This window comes from Roseinatronobacter sp. S2 (genome assembly GCF_029581395.1).
GTDB lineage: Bacteria > Pseudomonadota > Alphaproteobacteria > Rhodobacterales > Rhodobacteraceae > Roseinatronobacter.
On record NZ_CP121115.1, the window covers coordinates 572,155 to 592,481 of the forward strand.

Below are 20,327 nucleotides of genomic sequence, written 5' to 3' on the forward strand. Positions count from 1 at the left end.
AAAACCTGAAAACAGGTGCCTGTCCACGTACCGTTCCGTCATCCGTGCTGCGGACCGGGAAACTATAAAGCGGAGACATGCTGATGAACCTTTACAGCCGCCTGTCGATCGAACGCAAGCGCACAGTCTGGGCGTGGGCGTTTCTGACCTTGCCCATATTTTTCTATGTTGTGATCCGCTTTTACCCGACCGCAGATGCAATGGTGCTGAGTTTTCAGAACTGGAATCTGCTTGGCGCACGGTCTTGGGCGGGGCTGGACAACTATGTGCGGCTTTGGGGCGATCCGGTGTTCTGGAAGGTGTTTCGCAATACCTTCATGTATCTGATCCTTGGCACGCCAATCTCGCTGGTGATCAGTTTTGTCATCGCCTATAATCTGGACAAGACGCGTTTTCTGCATGGCACATTAAGAGCGCTTTATTTCCTGCCCTTCCTGACCACGGCGGTTGCGATGGCCTGGGTCTGGCGCTGGTTCTACCAACCGGTTCCCATTGGGCTGTTCAACAACATCCTGTCAAGCGTGGGGATCGGCCAGGTCAGGTTCCTGAACTCGACCAGCAATGCGCTGCCATCGGTTCTGGCGCCCGCGATCTGGGCAGGGCTTGGGTTTCAGATCATCATCTTCATGGCCGGATTGCGGGCAATCCCCGTTAGTTATTACGAGGCTGCGCGCATTGATGGCGTGTCGAACTGGACAATCCTGCGAGAGATTACATTGCCACTGCTGAAACCGACCATCGTGTTTCTGGTGGTGTTTTCGTCAATCGGCTTTTTGCGCATCTTCGATCAGGTCTTCAATATGACAACGAATGACCCCGGCGGGCCGCTTAATTCCACAATGCCGCTGGTTATGATGATCTATCAGACCGCGTTTTCAAGCTACTCGATGGGCTATGCCGCCGCACAGACAGTGGTGCTGTTCACTGTGCTGTTGGTGGTCAGTCTGGTTCAACTGCGCATCCTGAGGGACCGTTGAGATGAGTGATACACAAATACGGGCGTCCGCCGATGCGTTGATGCGCCAGTCCACCACATACAAGCCCCCGCGCGATCCGGTGCAGATTATACGCTGGACGCTGCTGTTCATGGGCGCGGTCGTGATGGTGATGCCGATCGTCTACATGCTGTCAGCCTCGATGAAATACCCGCATGAGATGTTCGATCTGAACATCATTCCGCGCGAACCCACCTTTGAGAACTACCTTTATGTGCTTGCAGACGGGCGTTTCATAAAGTGGTTCGTCAACTCGCTGGTGATCGCGATCGTTACAACCATCTCGGCCGTGTTTTTCGACGCACTTGTGGGCTACACGCTATGCAAATTCCGGTTTCGGGGGCGTTATCTTATCTTCATTGCGATCCTGTCGACCTTAATGATCCCGACCGAGATGCTGATCCTGCCATGGTATATGATGTCGCTTCATTTCGGTTGGCTGGATACCTATTGGGGCATCATGTTTCCGGGTCTTATGACGGCCTTCGGCACGTTTCTGATGAAGCAGTTTTTTGAAACTGTCCCCGATGATTTTCTGGAAGCCGCGCGCATTGACGGGTTGAATGAATTCCAGATCTGGTGGTCTGTGGCGATGCCACTGGTGACCCCGGCATTGTCGGCGCTGGCGATCTTCATTTTCCTTGGCAACTGGACGGCATTCATCTGGCCGTTGATCGTGACAACCGATCAAGCCCTTTATACGCTGCCCGTGGGGCTGACAACTTTCTCGGTCGAGCAATCGGTGCAATGGGAACTGATCATGACCGGCGCGGCGCTTGCCACAATCCCCACGCTGATCGTGTTCCTTGTGTTCCAGCGCTATATCATCCGGGGCGTGGCGATGGCAGGGCTGAAAGGATGAGTGATACCACCCGTTTTCCCGATCCGGTCTATCAAGAAACGGTGCTTGCGCCCTTGTTCGAAGGGGCCAAGGCGCATTATGCAACCCATATACAGGCGATCAACCGCGCCCATCTGGTGATGCTGTCAGAAACCGGCATCTTGGCCCAGGACACCGCCGGCGCATTGGCCCGTGCGCTGACCGCTATCGATGCCGAAGTGGATGTTCCATCGCTGACTTATACCGGAGAGCATGAAGATTACTTCTTTCTGGTCGAATCCGAACTGAAGCGCCGACTTGGCCCTGATGTCGCGGGCGCGCTGCACACGGCACGGTCCCGCAACGACATGGACCATACCGTGTTCAAGATGGCGCTGCGGGACCGGGTCGATGCGTTCATGTCGCAGGCCATTGCGCTGACGGATGCGCTGGTTGCCACAGCGCGGCGCGAACGCGATACGTTGATCGTGGCCTATACCCACGGCCAGCCTGCGCAACCTACCACATGGGGGCATTATCTGGGTGCGGTGATCGAGGTGCTGCTGCGGGATCTGGCGCGGCTGGATGCGGCGTGCAGCGCACTGGATCATTGCCCCATGGGGGCTGCCGCGATCACCACCAGCGGTTTTCCCATCGACCGCCATCGCATGGCCGAATTGCTGGGTTTTACCGGACCGCTGGAAAACGCGTATGGCTGCATTGCGGCGGTGGATTATGTCACCGGCCTCTATTCGGCGATGAAGCTGATCTTCCTGCATCTGGGGCGCGTGCTACAGGATTTGCAGTTCTGGACCGCATTCGAGGTCGGCCAGCTATATGTGCCCAACAGTTTCGTGCAGGTTTCCTCGATCATGCCGCAGAAACGCAATCCCGTACCGATAGAGCATCTGCGCCATCTGGCCAGCATGACAGTCGGGCGCTGCGACGCGGTGGTGAACACAATGCACAACACCCCCTTCACTGACATGAACGATTCCGAGGGCGAGGTGCAGGTCGCGGGTTACGCCGCATTTGACAGCGGTGCGCGCGTTCTGTCGTTGCTCTGCGCGCTGATCCCGGCCTGTCGGGTGCGCGCTGACCGCGTTGCTGCGAATATGGATGCCGCCTGCGTCACTGTCACCGAACTGGCCGATACTCTGGTGCGCGTCGAAGGGTTGAGTTTCCGGCAGGCGCATGAAGTTGCCGCGCTGACCGCGCGTGCGGTTATCAAGGCAGGCCAGCCGCTGGGCGCGGGCTATGCCGCGTTCTTTGGTGCTTTCGAGGCTGAAATAGGTCGCACACCCATGCTTGACGCTGATGCGTTTTCAACGGCCGTCAGCCCCGCGCATTTTGTCGCCGCCCGCACCCGCTTTGGCGGGCCTGCGCCCGCGCCGATGAATGCAGCGCTTGCAGGCTATACGAGAGTCCTTGACAGACTGCGCGCGGTTCAGGCCGCCCGCCTTGCCTGTATTACAACTGCCGAAAGCGCCCGCGATGCCGCCTTTCGCCGCCTGACCGAGGAATAGACATGGCCACAGTTACCCTACGCAATCTGGTCAAGGCCTATGGCAAGACCGAAGTGCTGCATTCGATCAATCTCGATGTCGCCAACGGTGAATTTGTCGTGTTCGTCGGCCCCTCAGGTTGCGGAAAATCCACGACCCTTCGCATGATCGCGGGGCTGGAAGAAGTCACATCAGGCGAGATCCTGATCGGTGACAAGGTGGTGAACCATCTTGAACCCAAGCAGCGCAACATCGCCATGGTGTTTCAGAATTATGCGATCTACCCCCATCTGACTGTGCGCAAGAATATCGGGTTTGGTCTGCGTACGTCCAAGATGTCCAAAGCCGACAAGGAAAAGCGCATTGACGAGGTGGCGGGCCTTCTGTCGATGACGGACTATCTGGAACGCAAGCCTGCGCAACTTTCGGGGGGGCAGCGGCAGCGTGTGGCAATAGGGCGCGCAATGGTGCGCGACCCGTCGGTGTTCCTGTTCGACGAACCGCTTTCGAACCTTGATGCGCAGTTGCGCACCCAGATGCGGCTGGAGATCAAGAAGCTGCACCAGCGTGTTGGCAACACGATTATTTTTGTGACCCATGATCAGGTCGAAGCGATGACCATGGCCGACCGGATCGTGATCATGAAAGATGGCCATATCCAGCAGATCGGCACCCCCGCCGAAGTGTTCCACAGGCCTGCCAACACCTTTGTCGCGCAGTTCATCGGCGCCCCGTCGATGAACATGCTGGATGCACGATGGCAGGGCGGGCGGCTGCATCTGGCCGGGCAGCAGATGACGGCTGACCTGAATCTTCCGGATGGCAGCGCGCTGACAGTTGGCATCCGCCCTGATGATCTGATCGTCAGTGAAACGCCGGGGCTGTTTTCCGGTACCATCAATGTGCTGGAACCCTTGGGTACCGAAACGCTGGCCTATGTGGATATTGGCAACGGGTATGAGGTGATCGCCAAGGCGTCGGGGCGAACGCCGCCGAAACTGGGCGCGCATGTCGATCTGGTGGCGGATTTGGCGAACATGCATCTGTTTGACCAGAACGGAAAGGCGATCAGCTGATGCGTTTGGCGGCGGCATCATACCGGACAGGCGCGATTCTGTGTGCCGGTCGATTGTATTGCGATCTGGTCATGTCAGATCTGCCAGTGATGCCTAATCCAGGGCGAGAGGTCTATGCCGGTGCGCTGACACTCGCGGCCGGCGGCGGGGCCTATATCACAGCGGCATATTGTGCGGCGCTTGGCCGGGTGGCAGGGCTTGCCGCGTATCTTCCTGCCGAACCTTTCGGGGCGGCACTGCACGATGAACTGGCCACGGCGGGGCTTGAACTCAGCCTGTGCAGGCCATCCCCAAAGGGCGTCGATCCGCAGATTACCGTCGCCATGATAATGAATGACGACCGCGCTTTTCTGACCCGCCGTGCCGGACCTGCCCTGCCAACAGGACTGGACGAAGCGCTGGGTCAGGCAGGCTATGGGCATCTGCATCTGGGCGAACTGGCAACGCTGGCCGAGTATCCGGCGCTTGTGCGCGCGGCAAAGGCGGCGGGGATGACGGTTTCGTGTGATTGCTCGTGGGATGCAGCGGTGCTGGAACGCGCCGATCTTCCGGCACTTCTGACAGGGGTTGATGTGTTCCTGCCCAATGCATCCGAGGCCGAAGCCTTGGCGCGCCACGCACCTCTTGCCGTTCACGCACCGCTTGTGGTGGTAAAGGACGGCGCGCGGGGCGCATATGCGCTGTCAGGCGGGAAAATGGTGCAGCGCCCGGCCCGCGCTGCGCATGTCGTCGATACTGTCGGCGCGGGCGACGCCTTTAACGCAGGCTTCATCGACGCATGGCTGGCGCGGCGCCCGCTGCCCGAATGCCTTGATGCAGGACATGCGGTGGCGGCGGCGGCCCTTGGACGCCACGGTGGCGCGCGGGGGCTTGGCGCGTTGGTGCCCTTGCGCCACACGTCCCGCCGCGCCGCCGAATAGCTGACCGGAAACTGTATGCGCCACGCATCTGCGTGCTGTGGGAGTGGGCAAAACTTGGGGGTGATACTACATTTGTATCATCAGACCGCAAGCAGACCGTGGAGGGCGGCGGCTTTTGTAACTGCGATGGCGCACGCGCCTTTGGCAACCAACCCGAAACGGCGACTTGATAGGGGCTTTCGATCTTTCCCCCACGACATCAAGGTGACGGCGTTGGTAGTCTGGCCGACACGGGATCCGGGCACCGTCGAGAACTACGGTCAGCGGTGTTGGTGCAGCACTTTCATCGACGGTGAGTCCTGATTGCGTCAGGTCTTTCCTCGATTTGATCCCAAAGGACGGTTTTTTGAATTCCCCGCAGCGGGCTTTGGGCATTGTTCGCTATGCGGCCGAAACTCTCTGGTTTGGGGCCAAGTAGCCATCATGTTCGAGAACGCGCCAATGCGTAACTTTATCTGAAACCGGCATGGGCCAGCCAAGACACACAGAGTTCATGATGCGCCCCCCGTTTTGCGCACTCCCGTCTCAAGGGCCACGCTACGCAAATGAGGGTAGCTTGATCCTTGAATACTTGCTCTTTGCTGTGATGTGACCGACATTGCCTTCGCAAATTGCAATTCCGTCGGGAAGGGGGGAACCACCTCATCAATACCCGGTGGCAATCAACAAGCAATGGCCCGAAGCACTTCGGATTACCGGCCAATATCTTAATGATGCACGGAGGGCTTCAACTTACGCGTGGCAGAACAGCGTTATGCAGTCGGTCGAAAAGATCGATCTGTCCCATTTGGCACCCCTTCAGGACAACCGGCAGAACCGTGTGCGTTCCGACAAAGCTTGCAAAACAAAGTGCGATGCCGGGTTCAACCGCCCCCGCGTAATCCAGTGCATGCGGGGCAAGCTTCCGCATCGTAACCGATGACGTGTCCCCGCCTGCAATCACCAGCGCGCCGGGCCGGACCTTTGTTATCACAGATGCCAGAGCGACTTCCTGCAAATGCAAGGATCGGCCCGTGACATGGACGACACACCGCCGGAGCGGGAGTAGGTGGTCCTGCCAAAGCTTCTGCCACACTGCTGGCACCGACCAACAACAGGTCTGTCTGATCGCGAAACAGCGTGCCCAGCCGCGAAATGTCCGTCTCTTCCAGGGCATCACACAAGACAGCCCCGCAATTGGCTGGCAACTGCTGTCCTGTGCGCAACGTGGGCAAGGCGTGTAGTTCTATCGATCCCAAGCCTAGCGCGCGCAGGTGGCGCGTCAGATCGGCTTCTGCCATGGGTGTGACCGGGTGCTTGGCCATCACAGGATGACGATCAATCCGGTGCACCGCTCCGTCGGACGCAACTGCGAAAAGCGTGCCAAATACGCAATGCCGCCCAAGCGAGGGTTGACCACCCAGCACCACGATACGGTTTAACTCCAGCGCCTGCGCCAACGCCTGTGCAGCCCGTACAAACTTGCCAATTTCAACGGCGCTGTCGAAGGTTGAACAGACCTTCAGATGAACTGGTCCAAGCGGCACCTGACCCGCCAAGACTGCCAGTTCCCGCCCCAAGCGGGCAGCTTCGGCCTTCAGCGTGGCAGAGGGCAGGCTGCGCGATGCCGTTGCAATGCCAAATGCCTGCAATCCCACAAGATCGGCGTGGCGGCGCATCGCATCGCTTTCGTCGGAAATGTTGAACGCCATCGTCGCGCGCCTTCCGGTCCGGTCCTGATAGCGACGCAGTCGGTCCATCACCGCAGGCACGCGCAGGGCCAGCGGTGCCACAGGTGGATTAGCCAGAATTACGTCGTCCTTGATGAAATCCACACCAGCCTCGGCCAGAGCCTCGACCAGATCGGCGGTTTCAATGGGGCTGAGTCCGATATTGGGTTTGAAGATCGTGCCGAAAAGTGGCCGGTCACTGACCCCAAGCGTCGCGCGGGTGCCGCCTGTCCCCAATGCGGGCAGGGCAAACCCCGCGCGGTATTCGGGCGTCAGCGTGCCATCCAGAAGTTTCAGCCCGGTCACCTCTCCCAGATCATAAAGGTTGCCCGCCACGGTGGCGGCCAGCGTAGGAAGGTTCGTGCCAACATTCTCCTCGGGATAGGCGATTTCCACCTCGGCGCGGAAATAGGGTCCGATGCACCCGTTGCGACACGATACATTGACGGTGCGTCATTGCGGGTCTGGATCAGTTCGACCTGAATAGACCCGGCATTGGCCAGCGCGACCGAATTCTTCACATCGTGGGGCTGGCCGTCATACTGGTAGTCCTCAATCGGGACACGCGGGTTGTAGAAGAAAGGGCCGATACCCATTTCCTCTGACGACCAGTGCATGGCAGCCTCGATATCGGGCACAACATAGCCCATCTGCCGGATAGGCCCCAAGAACCTGCGCATTGATATTACCTCATTGCGAGATTGGGCAGCCATGTCGACAGTGACGGAAAGACCGTCACCAGCGCCAGTGCTGCGAAAAGTGGAATGTAGAAGGGTGCCACCCCCCGGACGACCAGCGGCACGCTTTCGCGGCTGACGATGGAAATCATGTAAAGACTCATCCCGATTGGTGGGGTCAGCAGGCCGATCATCAGGTTAAGTACAAACACCAAGCTCAGTTGTTTGGGCACCACCCGTGCGGCCATCATGGCAGGGGTCACGATGGGGGCGATGATCAGGATGGCCACAATCGCCTCCAGGACCATGCCCACGACCAACAACACGAAATTAAGGACAAACAGAAGAACAAGCGGGTTAGCCGACAGTTCCAACAGCCAGGCGCCAGCGGTGGCAGGCACGCGATCCATAGTCAGCCACCCATGCAAAAAGTGCGGCAGTCGAAACGATCAGAAGAATGTTTGTAGTGGCAAGCACAGTTTCACGCACAAGATCCTTCCGCCATGCGATTACCCCGATCTGAACCATCAGTGCAGCAGTCACGACCAGCGCGGGGACCACCCCTGCCAACAAGACCTTGATCGCCGGAACCTCGGCGGCAGAGGCGAAGATGACCAACGGAAACGAGGGTGGAAAGATGGGTCCGATCGTGACGGCAGCAATGGTGACACCGGCTGCAAACCGGCGCGCGTAGCCCTGCGCCTGCATCATGCGGATCTGGATCGCACCAAGGGCACCGATATCGGCCAGCGCCGCGCCTGACATTTCTGAAAAGATAAGACTTACCAGAACATTGACGTGCGCCATACCACCGCGAATCCGGCCCACTATCATGCGCATCAGTGCGAACAAATGGGTGGTCACACCGCTGGCACCAAGCAGGCTGGCGGCGAAAATAAACAGCGGCACCGCCAGAAGTGGCGAAGAATTCAGCCCGTTGACGGTGCGCGGCGCCAGTATCGACAAAGGCAAGTCGAACCACCAGATCGTTAACGCGGCGGAAAGGCCAGCGACACCGAAACCGGCACGCCAAGCACCAGTGCAAGGGCGAAAAGGACAAGCACCATCACGCTCATGCTACGGATTCCTCCAGAAGGTCAAGTCGTCCGCGCAGCACCGCCGTTAACCGCCATAGCGCAACCAGTCCCATCAGTCCCATTCCAAACGCGGCAGGCATGTAGAACCACAGATTTGGCATTCCCAGCGCGGGCGTGACAAACTGTGCAGAGCGACGCAGAAACAAGACAAACCCTCAAACCATTACCCCGCTGAAAGTCAGCATCGTCAGTTTGACAAGCCATAGCGCGACCCGTCGGGCAAGCTTGGGCAACAGTGCCTGAAACAGGTCAACTGCGATGTGCTGGCCTTGCCGTGCCAAATGCGGCGCACCTATGAAGACCAGTGCGATTCCGAAGAACCGCGCCAGTTCATCCGCCCATGGCAATCCCTGCGCAAAGATGTTGCGCATAATCACCTGCCCGGCCACCAACGCGCTGATCGCAAGCAAAAGCCCTACGGCAAGCCAGAAACAGCCCAGTGTCAGCGCGGTCAGGCCGCGTTCAACAGCGTCAGGGGGGCCGGGAATGGGGAGAAGCGCTCATTGCAACAGGCCTTATCGGATTGCGTCGATCTGTTCATACAGCGTGCCGAACTGCTCGGCGAAGCGGGTCTGGGCCAGTGCATTCACCGAAGTGCGGAACGTTTCGACATCCTGCCCGTCTTCGGGGCCAATGGCGGTCATGCCCGCATCACGCAAGGTTTGAAGATCGCCTTCCTCGGCCTCCAGAAGTGCGGCGCTTGCGCGCTCGTGCACCTGTTCGGCCGCTGCCCGCACCTGCGCCTGTTGCTCCTCTCCGAGTGCCTGCCACGCGTCCTCGTTAATAATAATGACCTGAGCGGCGGTGATATGGGTGGTCAACATCAGGTGACTTTGCACATCCTGAAGGTTGTGCGAAACGACCACATTTAGGGGATTTTCCTGTCCGTCCACCACACCGGTCGCCAATGCGGTCGGGACTTCGGCCCAGTCCACCGGCACGGGAACAGCGCCCATCCCCTCGACCGCAGCCATGTAGATCGGGAAGGGAATGGCCCGGATACGCACACCGGACAGATCCTCGGGGGTGGTCACAGCACGATTGGCGGTCAGATTGCGGGTGCCAAAGTAATAGGCATAAAGCACACGCACCCCAGCGGCCTCGATCAGCCCCGCGTTCAGTTCCTGCATGACCGGGGAGTCGCTGGCCATGGCCGCCATCAGGTGTTCGACATCGCGATAAAGATAGGGTGTGTCAAAAGCGGCGAAGCGTGGGTGCAGGGCACCCATCGCACCTGCGGTATTGTGCGCAAGGGCGATGACACCGGTGGAAACCCCTTCGGCCAGTTCCCGTAGCTGCCCGAGTTGTGACGAAGGAAACACCTGAATCGAAACCGCTCCTCCGGTTTCCTCGGCGATTGCCTCTGCCAGCCATTAGGCCTCCAATCCGGCAACGGAATTGGGGGCGTTCATGTGGCCGTAGCGCCAGACCACATCTTGTGCGGTGGCCGTTGTACCCAATATCAGTCCCAGAACCAGCCCGGATATACCAAGGCTGCGTTTCGCTTGCGTTTTCATGGTGTCCTCCTCCATTTTGATGCAAAATGATGGGTCGGGATATTAGCCTTGCCATCCTATCTGCATTTGTTGGCTATTACGCTTCAGTCGTTCCCCTGACAACGAGATTTGAATGATGGTTTTTGAGGGTTTACATGTCTGAACGACCGCTGATCGATGATGTCGCACGCTCCGCCGGGGTCTCCATGGCCACTGTGGACCGGGTGCTGAATCGCCGCGCAGGGGTGCGCGCCGCCACGATTGCGCGGGTCCCCGACGCCGCAGTGGCGCTGGGATATTTGCGGCCCCAAGATGTCCAAGCCCTTCGCGAGGAGCGACCGGTCAAGGTGGTCTTTTTGCTGCCGCGTGGCGGCAACCCATATCTTAACCAACTCAACCAACGGGCCCGCGCCATTCCCACCCGTGGTGGGCGGCTGCGGGTTCAGAGTCTGTTCATCGAGAGTTTCAACCCCGACGCACTGTCCGAAGCACTATTAAAACACAAGGGTCGCGCGCCGACACCGTGGTGTCCATGGCGATTGACCATCCGCAAGTGCGCGAGGCCGCCGCCCGCTTGCGTGATCAAGGCAAGACAGTCATCACCACCATTTCAGATTTGCCCGCCGACAGCCGCGATGCCTTTGTTGGTATTGACAGCTTCAGTGCGGGAAGAACTGCGGCGCAACTCTTGTGTCGGTTTAATCCTCACCGCCCCGGGTCGCTGGCGCTTATTGCCGCCAGTTGGGCATACCGCGCACATCTGGAACGCGAAATGGGCTTTCTAAGCCTGATCGATTCCCGCGTGCCCGGCACGCGTGTTATTGCCGCTGCCGAAGGCCATGACAACCGCGACGAGAATTACCTACATACCCGCCGCCTGCTTGCCGATCACCCTGACCTTGCTGGGATTTATAATGTCGGCGGCGCTTCTGATGGTTTTGGCCGCGCATTGCGTGATGCCGGATGTGCGGGGGAAGTCAGCTTCATTGGCCATGGATTGACACCTGACACCCGCGCCATGCTTATCGACGGCACGATGGATGCAGTTCTGACACAGGCGCCCGAACGCATCATAGAGCGCGCGCTGGCGCTGGCCATGGGGCAGCCGCACGAACAGGCCGTAATGCCAGTAGAAATCTACTTGGCCGAGAACCTGCCCCCCGTCTAGCGTAACAGTTGCCTTTGAAGTCAACTTCTTTGGTTCTGCCCAAATCTGTGCGATGGTATAATTCCCCGTCTGCCGCGGGACGGGTGGCTTGCTGCTTGCAATGGCCATGGTAGGAACGTTCAGACTAGGGGGCACCCTTATCTGCACCTATGCGGGCCTTGGAGTCGGCTGGGCACCACCCTTCCCATCGGCGGCGCGGCCAGCATCGGGGATATTGACATCGCGCAATTCGAACATCTGTCCGTAGCCCTGGACGACGCAGTTGAATCACCCTTGGCACAGATGTTTTCGGCGCTCAAATTCGGGTCTGATTCAATTTTTGGCACCTTTCAGTCAGGTTGCAATGAGCCGGGCTCTGAACAAGTCGATGTTGGCGCGTCCATACATCTGGGGATTGAGCGTATTGAGGCGGTTGATCTGCCCCTCGGTTTGCCCGTTCGAGCACGGTTCCCGCAGGGCTGCGGCGACCGCGTCCTGATTGCGCCGAAACCCATGGGCAAAGGCACCGGGTGGGCTTTCCTCCGCTGCGCCCTGCCATGCTTTCCAGCATATCGCTGCGCGCATTTCGGATTATGTCCTTGAAGTGGTCAGTCAGTCTTCGATCCTTGCCACGCGCATAGCGTCGGCTTTGCCCAGGTGATTCCGACCAATGGTCAGGCGGGACGTCTTGCGTGCGTAAATTTTTCAGCCCCCGATGGCGGGGCCTGTCCGGCGCGGCGCTGGCGTTCTTTACCTCCGTCGTGTGTTGAACGCTGCGCCGGAAGGTCGGCAGGCTGACGATGATATTGGCTGTGTGCGTGGTGTGAAACCATGCTACGGCGCGGACACGCTGCCGCAGCTTTCGTTGCACGGGAGTGCGCCCTTATCGTGTTACCAACAATTTCGATGTGCTCCGCCTTGTGATATGGGGTTAGAAAACCCTGCCAGAACTGCACCAAACTTGTGTTAAGCCCAGTTTTGAATGCCGATTGACAAGGCGCGCCTGCTACCGATGAAAATTCGCGCTGACTTTTCTCGTCTTGCGATAGTCACGCCAAACAGTTTGCGGCAGAACTGCTGAATGGGCCAGGCGACAACCGCTTGCCACTTTCGCCATCGAAGTAATGCAAATTTGCGGCGTCATAGGTCAGGTGGATAGGTTGGTCCCGCCGCAACGGAATATCAGGTGCCAGACGGGCCGAGATTTCGTGGTCCGCGAAGCGACAGATGGCCATCGTGTCGGACCCCAGCGGTTCAAATACCTCGACCACCGGGCTGATCTTGGCGGTTTCTGCCTCTGCCCAGATCAGGTGCTCGGGGCGGACACCTATGTCGATCCGGGCACCATCCGGTGCGGATATTTCGCCAATCTGCACAGCGGTGTCGCCAACTCGCAGACAGGGCCCGTCGCCAGAGCGGTCGAGTGTGCCCGACAACACGTTCATCTTGGGCGATCCGATGAATTCACCCACGAAACGGCAATTTGGCTGGCTGTATAGTTCCATCGGCGGGCCTTCCTGGACGATATGGCCACCGCGCAGGACCACGACCCGGTCTGCCAGCGTCATCGCTTCGGTCTGGTCATGGGTGACATAGACAGTGGTGGTGCCCAACATGGCATGAAGGCGTTTGATCTGGGTGCGCATTTCGACCCGCAGCTTGGCGTCAAGATTACTTAGCGGTTCATCGAACAGAAATACCGAGGGTTCGCGCACAATGGCCCTGCCCATGGCGACACGCTGCCGCTGACCACCCGACAACTGCCCCGGCTTGCGGTCAAGGTAATCACCAATCTGCAAAATACGCGCGGCGTTTTCGACCTGCGGCGCGATGTCGGCAGCTTTCCAGCCGCGCATCTTCAGCCCGAAACCGATATTTTCGCGGATTGTCATGTGTGGATACAGCGCATAATCCTGAAACACCATTGCCACATCGCGCCCGCGGGGTTCCACTTCGTTGACCACCCGCCCACCGATCCGCAATGTGCCGCCCGAAATCTCCTCCAGGCCCGCGATCATCCGCAGCATGGTGGACTTCCCGCATCCCGAAGGACCGACAAAGGCCACAAACTCCCCGTCATTCACCGAAAGATCGACACCATGGATTGCGCGGATCCCGCCATAATCCTTCACAATCTTTCTAAGGCTGATGTCGGCCATGGTGAATCTCTCCCGTGCGGTTCCAAAAAAGGGACTTGCATTATTGATAATTTATAGATTATCGTTATTGATAATGTAAAGCAAGTCCCAAAGCAGACACAAACCAAAGGAGCGGCGAAGGTATGGCCGTTGAAAGTTTCAACACACCTTCGGTAACGGAACTGGTTCCGCGGCAGTCAAGCCGACGCAGCCATGTCCTGTTTGTCGCGCTTCAGAAAGAGATCGTTCTGGGCGTGCTGCCGCCGGAACAGGCATTGACCGAACTTGATCTTGCCCAGCGGTTTCAGTGCAGTCAGGGCACAGTGCGCGAAGCGTTGATGCAGTTGAACGAAGAAGGGCTGGTAAAGCGGCTGCCCAACAGGGGCACACATGTTGCCCCTTGCCATGCGGATGACGCGCGCGCCCTTCTGGGCCTGCGTCGCGCGGTGGAATGCGACCATCTGGATCGGGTGGTCGCGCGGGCTGATGACCGTTTGCGTGCTGATTTGGGTGATTTTCTGAATGCGATGCGCAATGCCGCGCGCGATGGCGATGAATATCTGTTGTCGGTATATGACCGGGCCTTTCACACACGGCTGTTTGATGCTGCCGATCTGCCTTTGGTGGCGCCGATCCTGACCCGCTGCCTGATCCACAACCACCGGTTCAAAATCCTGAATTCGCGGCCCAACCGCGCGTTGGAGGAAACAGCAGAACGACATGTGCCGATCCTTGCGGCGCTGGATGCGCGTGACGTGGCGCAGTTGCGCAATCTGCTGGCCCATCATATTGCAACTATCGTGGATTTTGGTCCCGACCTGACCGGCGACGCCCCCGCATGAACGCCCCGTCCGACACCATGCGCGCTGTGCTGGCCCGTCTGGCACATGAAGACCGTGAACTGGCAGACCCGACGACACTGGATCCACAGCAGGGCCGGACGCTGGCCGCGCTTGCGAACCTGCGCTGGAACGAAGACCTGCCTGAAATGGCGGATGCACGCAATGTGATGCATGCTGGTGGTCTGCCTGCGCGTTGGGTCGTTCCCGCCAATGACAATGGACGCGATGCGATCTTGCATGTCCATGGCGGTGGCTGGGCCTTCTGCTCGCCCATCACGCATGAAGGCGCGGCGCGGCGTTTGGCGGTGGCCTGTGGCTGCCCGGTGCTGACCTTTGATTACCGCAAGTCGCCCGAACACCCCTGGCCCGCCGGGCTGGACGACGTGATTGACGCCTGGCATGCCCGTGACCCGGCGCGGCGCTGGTCCATTGCGGGCGACAGTGCAGGGGCGAATCTGGCGCTGTGTGCAATGCTGCGGCTGATTGCCGAAGGGGCCGCGCTGCCCGCGCAGGCGTTGCTGTTCTACGGTGTCTATGGTGCCGATTTTGAAACCGCATCCTATGTGGCCAATGCCGCCGGGCCGGGGCTGACACGGGCCAAGATGCAACGCTACTGGGACTGGTATGCACCGCAAGACCTGCGCAGCGACCCCGAAATTGCGCCGTTGCTGGCCGATGATCCAGCGATCGCCGCGCTGCCACCATTGTACCTGAATGCCGCCACCCTCGACCCGCTGCTGTCAGACAGCGAAAATCTGGTGGCGCGGTTGCGCGCCCTTGGGCGGGATGACCCGTTCGACAAGGTTGACGGGGTTGTTCACGGTTTCATGCAGATGGGCCTTGTCCTGCCAGAGGCGCGCGAGGCTTTCGCGCGGGCAGGCAAGGTTTTTCGTGGGAGGAGCGCCTGACAAGGGCGACAACAAGGGAGAAAGACAATGACTTTCAAGAAAACACTGGGGTTCGCCTCGGTTCTGGCACTGACCGCCGGGCTGGCCCATGCCGACAGCACGGTGCGGTTCTGGTACCATTTTGACAACGCCGACAATCCGATGGATGAACTGGTCGCCGCGTTCGAAGAAGCCAATCCCGGGATCAAGATAGAAGCCGAGAATATTCCGTGGAACAGCTATTACGACCAGCTTTATACCGCGATCATCGGTGGCAGCGCGCCTGATGCGGCAATGGTCAAGATGTTTGCCCAGCCCCGTCTGGTGGAAATGGGCGCACTGGAACCCATTGGCGAGCGGATCGACGCATGGGAGGGCAAGGACGGGTTGCAGGACAACCTGCTGGAACTGACCCGCGCCGCAGATGGGCAGGCCTATTATCTGCCGGTTCAGTATGTGGTGTTATACCTGTATTACCGCCCCGACATGTTCGAGGAACTGGGCCTTTCTGTGCCGCAGACCTGTGACGAATTCCGCGATGTAGCGCGCGCGCTGACCCGTGACACCAATGGTGACGGCCAGATCAATGTCTACGGCTTCGGGTTCCGTGGTGCCGGTGGCGGGCATGACCACTGGGGCAGTTTCACCCTTGGCCGCGAAGGCGTAAGCCTGACCGAAGGCCTGACATCAGAAGCCGGGATTGCGGGAACGCAATTCGTGGCTGATCTGTTCCGCGAAGACGGGGTATTCCCGCCCTCGACCCCGAATGACGGGTTTCAGGAAATCATCGGCACGTTCAAGGCCGGACGCACAGCGATGACCATCCACCATATCGGTTCGGCCAACGGCATGGTCGAGGCATTGGGCGACAACGTATCGGCCACTGTCGTGCCGGAATGTGGCGGCGGTCGCTGGACGGCATTTGGCGATGAAAGCACTGCCATTCTGTCCAGTGCCGAAGACAAGGATGCAGCGTGGAAATGGATTTCCTTCCTGTCCTCCGAAGGCAACAATGCCCTGTTCAACGAAGCGACCGGGCAATTGCCGGTGGTCAAGGCTGACACCGAAAGCTGGTCACTGCATCCGCAGCGTTTTGTGCAGGCCACAGTCGATTCACTGCCCTTTGCAGAATTGCTGCCAAACGTGCCCGAAACATCTGATTTCGTGAACACGGTCTGGGCCACAGCGATGCAGCGGGTTCTGATCGGCGACATCACGGCCGAACAGATGAACACGCAAATATCCGATCTGTTCGCAAACTGACCCTTTGCTGATCTGACAGGGTGCCGCCTTGGTGCCCTGTCATTCCCTAGCGGCCCGATTCCCCGAGAGAGAGTGTGCAAATGACCCAGGCCGATGCCCCCGACACGCCGCACCGTCGCCCGCTTTCGCGGATCGTGTTGCCTTATGCGATGCTGTCACCTGCGGTGCTGGTTACACTAGCCATCGTGTTCTTTCCTATGGTCCAGACCGTATGGATGAGTCTGCATGATTATGTGCTGTTCCGCCCTAATGACTTCAACTTTGTCGGGCTGAAAAACTTCCGCGCGGCCCTGAATGATGAAGTGTTCTGGATTTCGCTGCGCCATACCATCATCTGGATGGCGGCCACCATTCCCGCGCAGCTTCTGCTTGGGCTGGTCACGGCGCTTTTGCTGAACCAGCAATTCCCGTGGCGTCCTGTCGCGCGGGCGCTGGTCATCATTCCATGGGCGTTGCCGTCGGTGGTGATCGCGCTGATGTGGGTGTGGATTTATGACAGCAATTACGGCATCGCAAACGAGCTTTTGTTGCGGGTCGGGCTGATCCAGCGGGCAATCCCGTGGCTCGCTAATCCCGACACAGCGCTTGCGGCCATCATTCTGACGCTGACATGGCAGGGCTTTCCGTTCTTTGCGGTGATGATCCTTGCCGGTTTGCAGTCCATTCCAGGCAGCTACTACGAGGCCGCAAGCATCGACGGGGCAAGTGCATGGCGGCAGTTCTGGCACATCACCTTGCCGGGGATTTCCGGCGTGATCGTCACTGCGGTGTTGTTGCGCACAATCTGGGTGGCCAACAGTTTTGACGTGATTTTTGTCATGACAGGCGGCGGGCCGGGTTATGCCACGCATACACTGCCGCTTTATGCCTTCATCAAGGCGCGCACCAATCTGGATTTCGGGTATGGATCGGCCATCGCCACCCTGTTTACACTAATGCTGATGGTGATTGTGTTGCTGTATCTGCGGCGCACAGCAAAGGCGGTGCAGTGATGGCACTTGGCAAACGATCAACCCTGCGCCGAATCCTGACAGTCGATCTGCCCATGCTGGCGATCCTGAGCTTCACGCTGGGGCCATATCTGTGGATGCTCATCACCTCGATCAGTCCTGAATCAACCTTGTTCACGGAAGGCCCGTCAATCTGGAACGCCACGATTGAAAACTACACCCGGTTGTTTGCGACTGTGGGTTTTGCAGGCAACATGCTGGACAGTCTGATCGTTGCGCTTGGCACGGTGGCGGTGGGGCTGTCGCTGTCGGTGACTGCGGCCTATGCGTTCTCGCGGTTCAACTTTCGCGGCAAGCGCATCCTGATGGTGCAGTTCCTGCTGATCAACATGTTCCCGCTGGTGTTGCTGATCCTGCCGCTGTTCATATTGATGCGGGTTCTGGGGCTGCTGGACACGCATCTTGCGCTGATCATCGCGAATTCCACTGTGGCCATTCCGTTTTCGGTGTGGATGATGGTCAGCTACATGAACGGCATCCCTCGATCATTGGACGAAGCCGCGATGACGGATGGCTGCACCAGAATGCAGGCGCTGCGGCGTGTCATCCTGCCGCTGTGCCTGCCCGGTATCATTGCCACCGGCATTTATATCTTCATCACATCATGGAACGAATACCTCTATGCGCTGACCCTTGGGGGGCGGAACGTGCGCACGATCACTGTCGCAGTCCAGACCTTGATTGGCGAATACGAAGTGCAATGGGGCCTGTTGACCTCGGGGGGCATTGTCGGTGCCCTGCCTGCGACAATCCTGTTCCTGCTGGTCCAGAAACGCCTGATCTCGGGGCTGACGCAAGGCGCGGTCAAAGGCTGATAAGAAAAGGAAATACAGTGAAAAACCCCGTTGGCATTATTTCAATGCAATTCACCCGACCGTTCACGGGCAAGGACCTTCATTACTTTGCAAAGGCCGCCGAAATTGGCTTCGATTTCATCGAACTTCTGGTGCCCGAACCCGAAGACAATCTGCCGCTGGCCGATGTCAAGGCGGCGGCGGCAGATGCGGGGGTGTTCATTGTGCTGGCTGCGCGCGTGAACCCACAGCGCAGCATCGCGTCAGAAGATGCGGCGAACCGTCAGGGCGGCATCGATTATCTGAAACAGACCGTGGATGTGGCGGCAGATCTGGGTGCCACGATTATCGGCGGGCCGCTTTACGGTGAACCCATGGTCTTTGCGGGCCGCCCGCCAATGCCACGCAGCGATGATGACATTGCAGCGCGCGCCGCGCGCACCATTGACGGGCTGGCACGGGTGGCCCCTGTGGCACGCGCTGCGGGCGTGGTCCTTGGGTTGGAGCCGCTGAACCGGTTTGAAACCGACATCATATCTACCACGCGGCAAGCGGTGGAGGTGGTGGATGCGGTCAGCGATGCCGGGCTGGGCATCATGCTTGACACGTTCCACATGAATATGGAGGAACGCTCGATCCCCGATGCGATCCGCCTTGCGGGCAACCGGATCGTGCATTTTCAGGCGAATGAAAACCACCGTGGCCATGCGGGCACAGGACATATTGACTGGCCTGCCGTCATGCGCGCGCTGCATCAGGTGGGGTATGGCGGACCGATCGCGCTGGAACCGTTCCGCCGCGCCGATGACAGGGTGGCCCTGCCGATTGCCCATTGGCGCGCCCCGCGAGAGGACGAGTCCGACAAGCTGCGCGCTGGTCTGGGTGTTATTCGTAACGCGCTGACCCTGGCGGAGGTGGACCAATGATCAACATCGGATGGATTGGCTGCGGCCGTCACGCGCGGCAGATGCTGTTGCCGCAGATGGGCCGCAATGGCATCCGCATCGCCGCCCTGTGTGACCGTGACGGTGACGCGCTGGCGCAAGCCGCCGCTGAATACGGTGTCACCGCGCTGCATTCGGATTTTCACGATCTGATCGCCACACCGGGGCTGGATGCTATCGGCATGGCCGTGGGGCCGGACCTTCATCATGCGGCGGCCCTTGCCGCACTGGCGCGGGGCCTGCCGGTATTCATGGAAAAACCCCCCGCCGCCGATTCCGCAGGCGCGCGCGAGATTGCACGCGCTGCGCAATCGGCGGGCAAGCCCGTGATCGTGGGGTTCATGAAGCGCTATTCCACCGGCAACCGCATTGCCAAGAACGTGCTGGTGGATGGCGGCTTTGGCCGCGTTCTGGGGATTACCGGTGCCTATATGACCGCGCCGACCTATTTCGCGGGTGAACCGGATTACACCGGGTTTTTCCTGCATCATTGTGTCCACTACATGGACCTGATCCCGTGGTTTGCAGGTGAAGATTTTGGTGACATGCAGGTGCGCAGCATATCCCCCCAACCCGGAAAACTGCTGTTGCACCTGAATTTCACCACTGCGGGCGGGGTGATCGGTAATGTGGTGATGGGGACTGTGCAATCGCGCGGCACCCCGATGGAGGAGATCCGCATCATGGGCGACCATGCCCGCCTGCATGTGGATAACATCATCAATGTTGCGCTGTATCGTGACCCGCCGTTCAAGGCAGATGATCCCGGTGCCACGCTGGACCCGGCCTGTGATACGCTAAGCTGGACGCCGAATTTTACTGCGGCCGCGAACGAGGATCACAAGGGCTATGGTGCCCTTCTGGCCGATGTGGGCGCGGCTTTCCGGGGCGAGATGCGGGACATCCCCGACATTGCCGATGGTGCGCGCGCCATGGAGCGGCTGGAGAGCATGATTGCAAGGATAAACGCCTGAGCCTCACGGTATCAGCAGTAGGCTACCTTTGTT

23 protein-coding genes and 2 pseudogenes are annotated in these 20,327 nt (G+C 59.2%); 13 read left to right on the forward strand and 12 right to left on the reverse strand.

The genetic code is table 11. From position 1 onward, the window contains the following. Nucleotides 1-83: 83 nt before the first annotated feature. Genes P8S53_RS19440 through P8S53_RS19460 form a run of 5 tightly spaced genes read left to right on the forward strand, consistent with a single transcriptional unit; the run spans nt 84 to nt 5,316 of the window. Complete coding sequence (locus tag P8S53_RS19440; RefSeq protein ID WP_277806964.1) at nt 84-977, forward strand: carbohydrate ABC transporter permease; 894 nt, start codon at nt 84-86, stop codon at nt 975-977. A gap of 1 nt (nt 978) precedes the next feature. Then, nucleotides 979-1,857: a carbohydrate ABC transporter permease gene (locus P8S53_RS19445; protein WP_373418541.1), complete on the forward strand. Its 879-nt coding sequence runs from the start codon at nt 979-981 to the stop codon at nt 1,855-1,857. After that, entirely contained in the window at nt 1,854-3,341 is a 1,488-nt protein-coding gene (gene argH / locus P8S53_RS19450) for an argininosuccinate lyase (protein ID WP_277806965.1), read from the forward strand. Before P8S53_RS19445 ends, argH begins: the two co-directional genes overlap by 4 nt. 2 nt (nt 3,342-3,343) lie before the next feature. Then, a complete protein-coding gene (locus P8S53_RS19455; RefSeq protein ID WP_277806966.1) occupies nt 3,344-4,396 on the forward strand; it encodes an ABC transporter ATP-binding protein in 1,053 nt (350 codons plus the stop codon). Further along, nucleotides 4,396-5,316 (forward strand): carbohydrate kinase family protein, encoded by a 921-nt coding sequence (locus tag P8S53_RS19460; RefSeq protein ID WP_277806967.1) that lies wholly within the window; start codon nt 4,396-4,398, stop codon nt 5,314-5,316. The genes P8S53_RS19455 and P8S53_RS19460 overlap by 1 nt, the downstream gene beginning before the upstream one ends. Before the next feature lie 134 nt (nt 5,317-5,450). Here P8S53_RS19460 and P8S53_RS19465 read toward each other — a convergent pair. The 10 genes and pseudogenes from P8S53_RS19465 to P8S53_RS21365 all read right to left on the reverse strand — a co-directional run. Next, nucleotides 5,451-5,604, reverse strand: a pseudogene (locus tag P8S53_RS19465) (ISKra4 family transposase); the annotation flags it as partial. Nucleotides 5,605-6,043: 439 nt separating this feature from the next. Continuing rightward, on the reverse strand, nt 6,044-6,289 hold the full coding sequence (locus P8S53_RS21480; protein ID WP_373418542.1) for a nucleotide-binding domain containing protein: 246 nt from the start codon (nt 6,287-6,289) through the stop codon (nt 6,044-6,046). After that, nucleotides 6,180-7,361, reverse strand: coding sequence for a four-carbon acid sugar kinase family protein (locus P8S53_RS19470; RefSeq protein WP_373418543.1), 1,182 nt, complete (start codon nt 7,359-7,361; stop codon nt 6,180-6,182). Before P8S53_RS19470 ends, P8S53_RS21480 begins: the two co-directional genes overlap by 110 nt. A gap of 98 nt (nt 7,362-7,459) precedes the next feature. Further along, a pseudogene (locus tag P8S53_RS19475) lies at nt 7,460-7,705 on the reverse strand (VOC family protein); the annotation flags it as partial. 5 nt (nt 7,706-7,710) lie between these two features. Continuing rightward, nucleotides 7,711-8,076: a TRAP transporter large permease subunit gene (locus P8S53_RS21355; RefSeq protein WP_306417962.1), complete on the reverse strand. Its 366-nt coding sequence runs from the start codon at nt 8,074-8,076 to the stop codon at nt 7,711-7,713. Then, complete coding sequence (locus P8S53_RS21360) at nt 8,060-8,674, reverse strand: TRAP transporter large permease subunit (protein WP_306417963.1); 615 nt, start codon at nt 8,672-8,674, stop codon at nt 8,060-8,062. The genes P8S53_RS21355 and P8S53_RS21360 overlap by 17 nt, the downstream gene beginning before the upstream one ends. A 100-nt stretch (nt 8,675-8,774) precedes the next feature. After that, on the reverse strand, nt 8,775-8,945 hold the full coding sequence (locus P8S53_RS19485) for a hypothetical protein (protein ID WP_277806968.1): 171 nt from the start codon (nt 8,943-8,945) through the stop codon (nt 8,775-8,777). Nucleotides 8,946-8,954: 9 nt separating this feature from the next. Continuing rightward, nucleotides 8,955-9,170, reverse strand: a complete 216-nt coding sequence (locus P8S53_RS19490; protein WP_373418544.1) for a TRAP transporter small permease — start codon at nt 9,168-9,170, stop codon at nt 8,955-8,957. Nucleotides 9,171-9,314: 144 nt separating this feature from the next. Continuing rightward, a complete protein-coding gene (locus tag P8S53_RS19495; protein ID WP_373418545.1) occupies nt 9,315-10,121 on the reverse strand; it encodes a TRAP transporter substrate-binding protein in 807 nt (268 codons plus the stop codon). Nucleotides 10,122-10,172: 51 nt separating this feature from the next. Next, the gene (locus tag P8S53_RS21365; RefSeq protein ID WP_306417964.1) at nt 10,173-10,316 is read right to left on the reverse strand and encodes a hypothetical protein; all 144 of its coding nucleotides are present in this window, start codon (nt 10,314-10,316) and stop codon (nt 10,173-10,175) included. A gap of 511 nt (nt 10,317-10,827) precedes the next feature. Between P8S53_RS21365 and P8S53_RS19500 the strand changes: the two genes are divergently transcribed. After that, nucleotides 10,828-11,463 carry a substrate-binding domain-containing protein gene (locus P8S53_RS19500; protein ID WP_277806969.1) on the forward strand — a complete coding sequence of 212 codons (636 nt, stop codon included), beginning with the start codon at nt 10,828-10,830 and terminating at the stop codon, nt 11,461-11,463. A gap of 333 nt (nt 11,464-11,796) precedes the next feature. Here the strand turns inward: P8S53_RS19500 and P8S53_RS21485 are convergent, their stop codons facing one another. Together P8S53_RS21485 and P8S53_RS19505 are read right to left on the reverse strand one after the other, a co-directional pair. Continuing rightward, nucleotides 11,797-12,027, reverse strand: coding sequence for a transposase (locus P8S53_RS21485; protein ID WP_373418546.1), 231 nt, complete (start codon nt 12,025-12,027; stop codon nt 11,797-11,799). Nucleotides 12,028-12,491: 464 nt separating this feature from the next. Continuing rightward, a complete protein-coding gene (locus P8S53_RS19505; RefSeq protein ID WP_277806970.1) occupies nt 12,492-13,601 on the reverse strand; it encodes an ABC transporter ATP-binding protein in 1,110 nt (369 codons plus the stop codon). A 122-nt stretch (nt 13,602-13,723) separates the two neighbouring features. On the opposite strand from P8S53_RS19505, the gene P8S53_RS19510 reads away from it, so the two are divergent. From P8S53_RS19510 to P8S53_RS19540, 7 genes are all read left to right on the forward strand, one after another. Continuing rightward, nucleotides 13,724-14,422: a GntR family transcriptional regulator gene (locus P8S53_RS19510; protein WP_277806971.1), complete on the forward strand. Its 699-nt coding sequence runs from the start codon at nt 13,724-13,726 to the stop codon at nt 14,420-14,422. Then, a complete protein-coding gene (locus P8S53_RS19515; protein ID WP_277806972.1) occupies nt 14,419-15,330 on the forward strand; it encodes an alpha/beta hydrolase in 912 nt (303 codons plus the stop codon). Before P8S53_RS19510 ends, P8S53_RS19515 begins: the two co-directional genes overlap by 4 nt. Nucleotides 15,331-15,357: 27 nt before the next feature. Continuing rightward, complete coding sequence (locus P8S53_RS19520; RefSeq protein WP_277806973.1) at nt 15,358-16,572, forward strand: sugar ABC transporter substrate-binding protein; 1,215 nt, start codon at nt 15,358-15,360, stop codon at nt 16,570-16,572. Nucleotides 16,573-16,652: 80 nt separating this feature from the next. After that, complete coding sequence (locus tag P8S53_RS19525) at nt 16,653-17,564, forward strand: carbohydrate ABC transporter permease (RefSeq protein ID WP_277806974.1); 912 nt, start codon at nt 16,653-16,655, stop codon at nt 17,562-17,564. Next, a complete protein-coding gene (locus P8S53_RS19530; protein ID WP_277806975.1) occupies nt 17,564-18,397 on the forward strand; it encodes a carbohydrate ABC transporter permease in 834 nt (277 codons plus the stop codon). The genes P8S53_RS19525 and P8S53_RS19530 overlap by 1 nt, the downstream gene beginning before the upstream one ends. A gap of 17 nt (nt 18,398-18,414) precedes the next feature. Then, entirely contained in the window at nt 18,415-19,302 is an 888-nt protein-coding gene (locus tag P8S53_RS19535; RefSeq protein ID WP_277806976.1) for a sugar phosphate isomerase/epimerase, read from the forward strand. After that, nucleotides 19,299-20,294 carry a Gfo/Idh/MocA family protein gene (locus P8S53_RS19540; protein WP_277806977.1) on the forward strand — a complete coding sequence of 332 codons (996 nt, stop codon included), beginning with the start codon at nt 19,299-19,301 and terminating at the stop codon, nt 20,292-20,294. The genes P8S53_RS19535 and P8S53_RS19540 overlap by 4 nt, the downstream gene beginning before the upstream one ends. Nucleotides 20,295-20,327 lie beyond the last annotated feature (33 nt).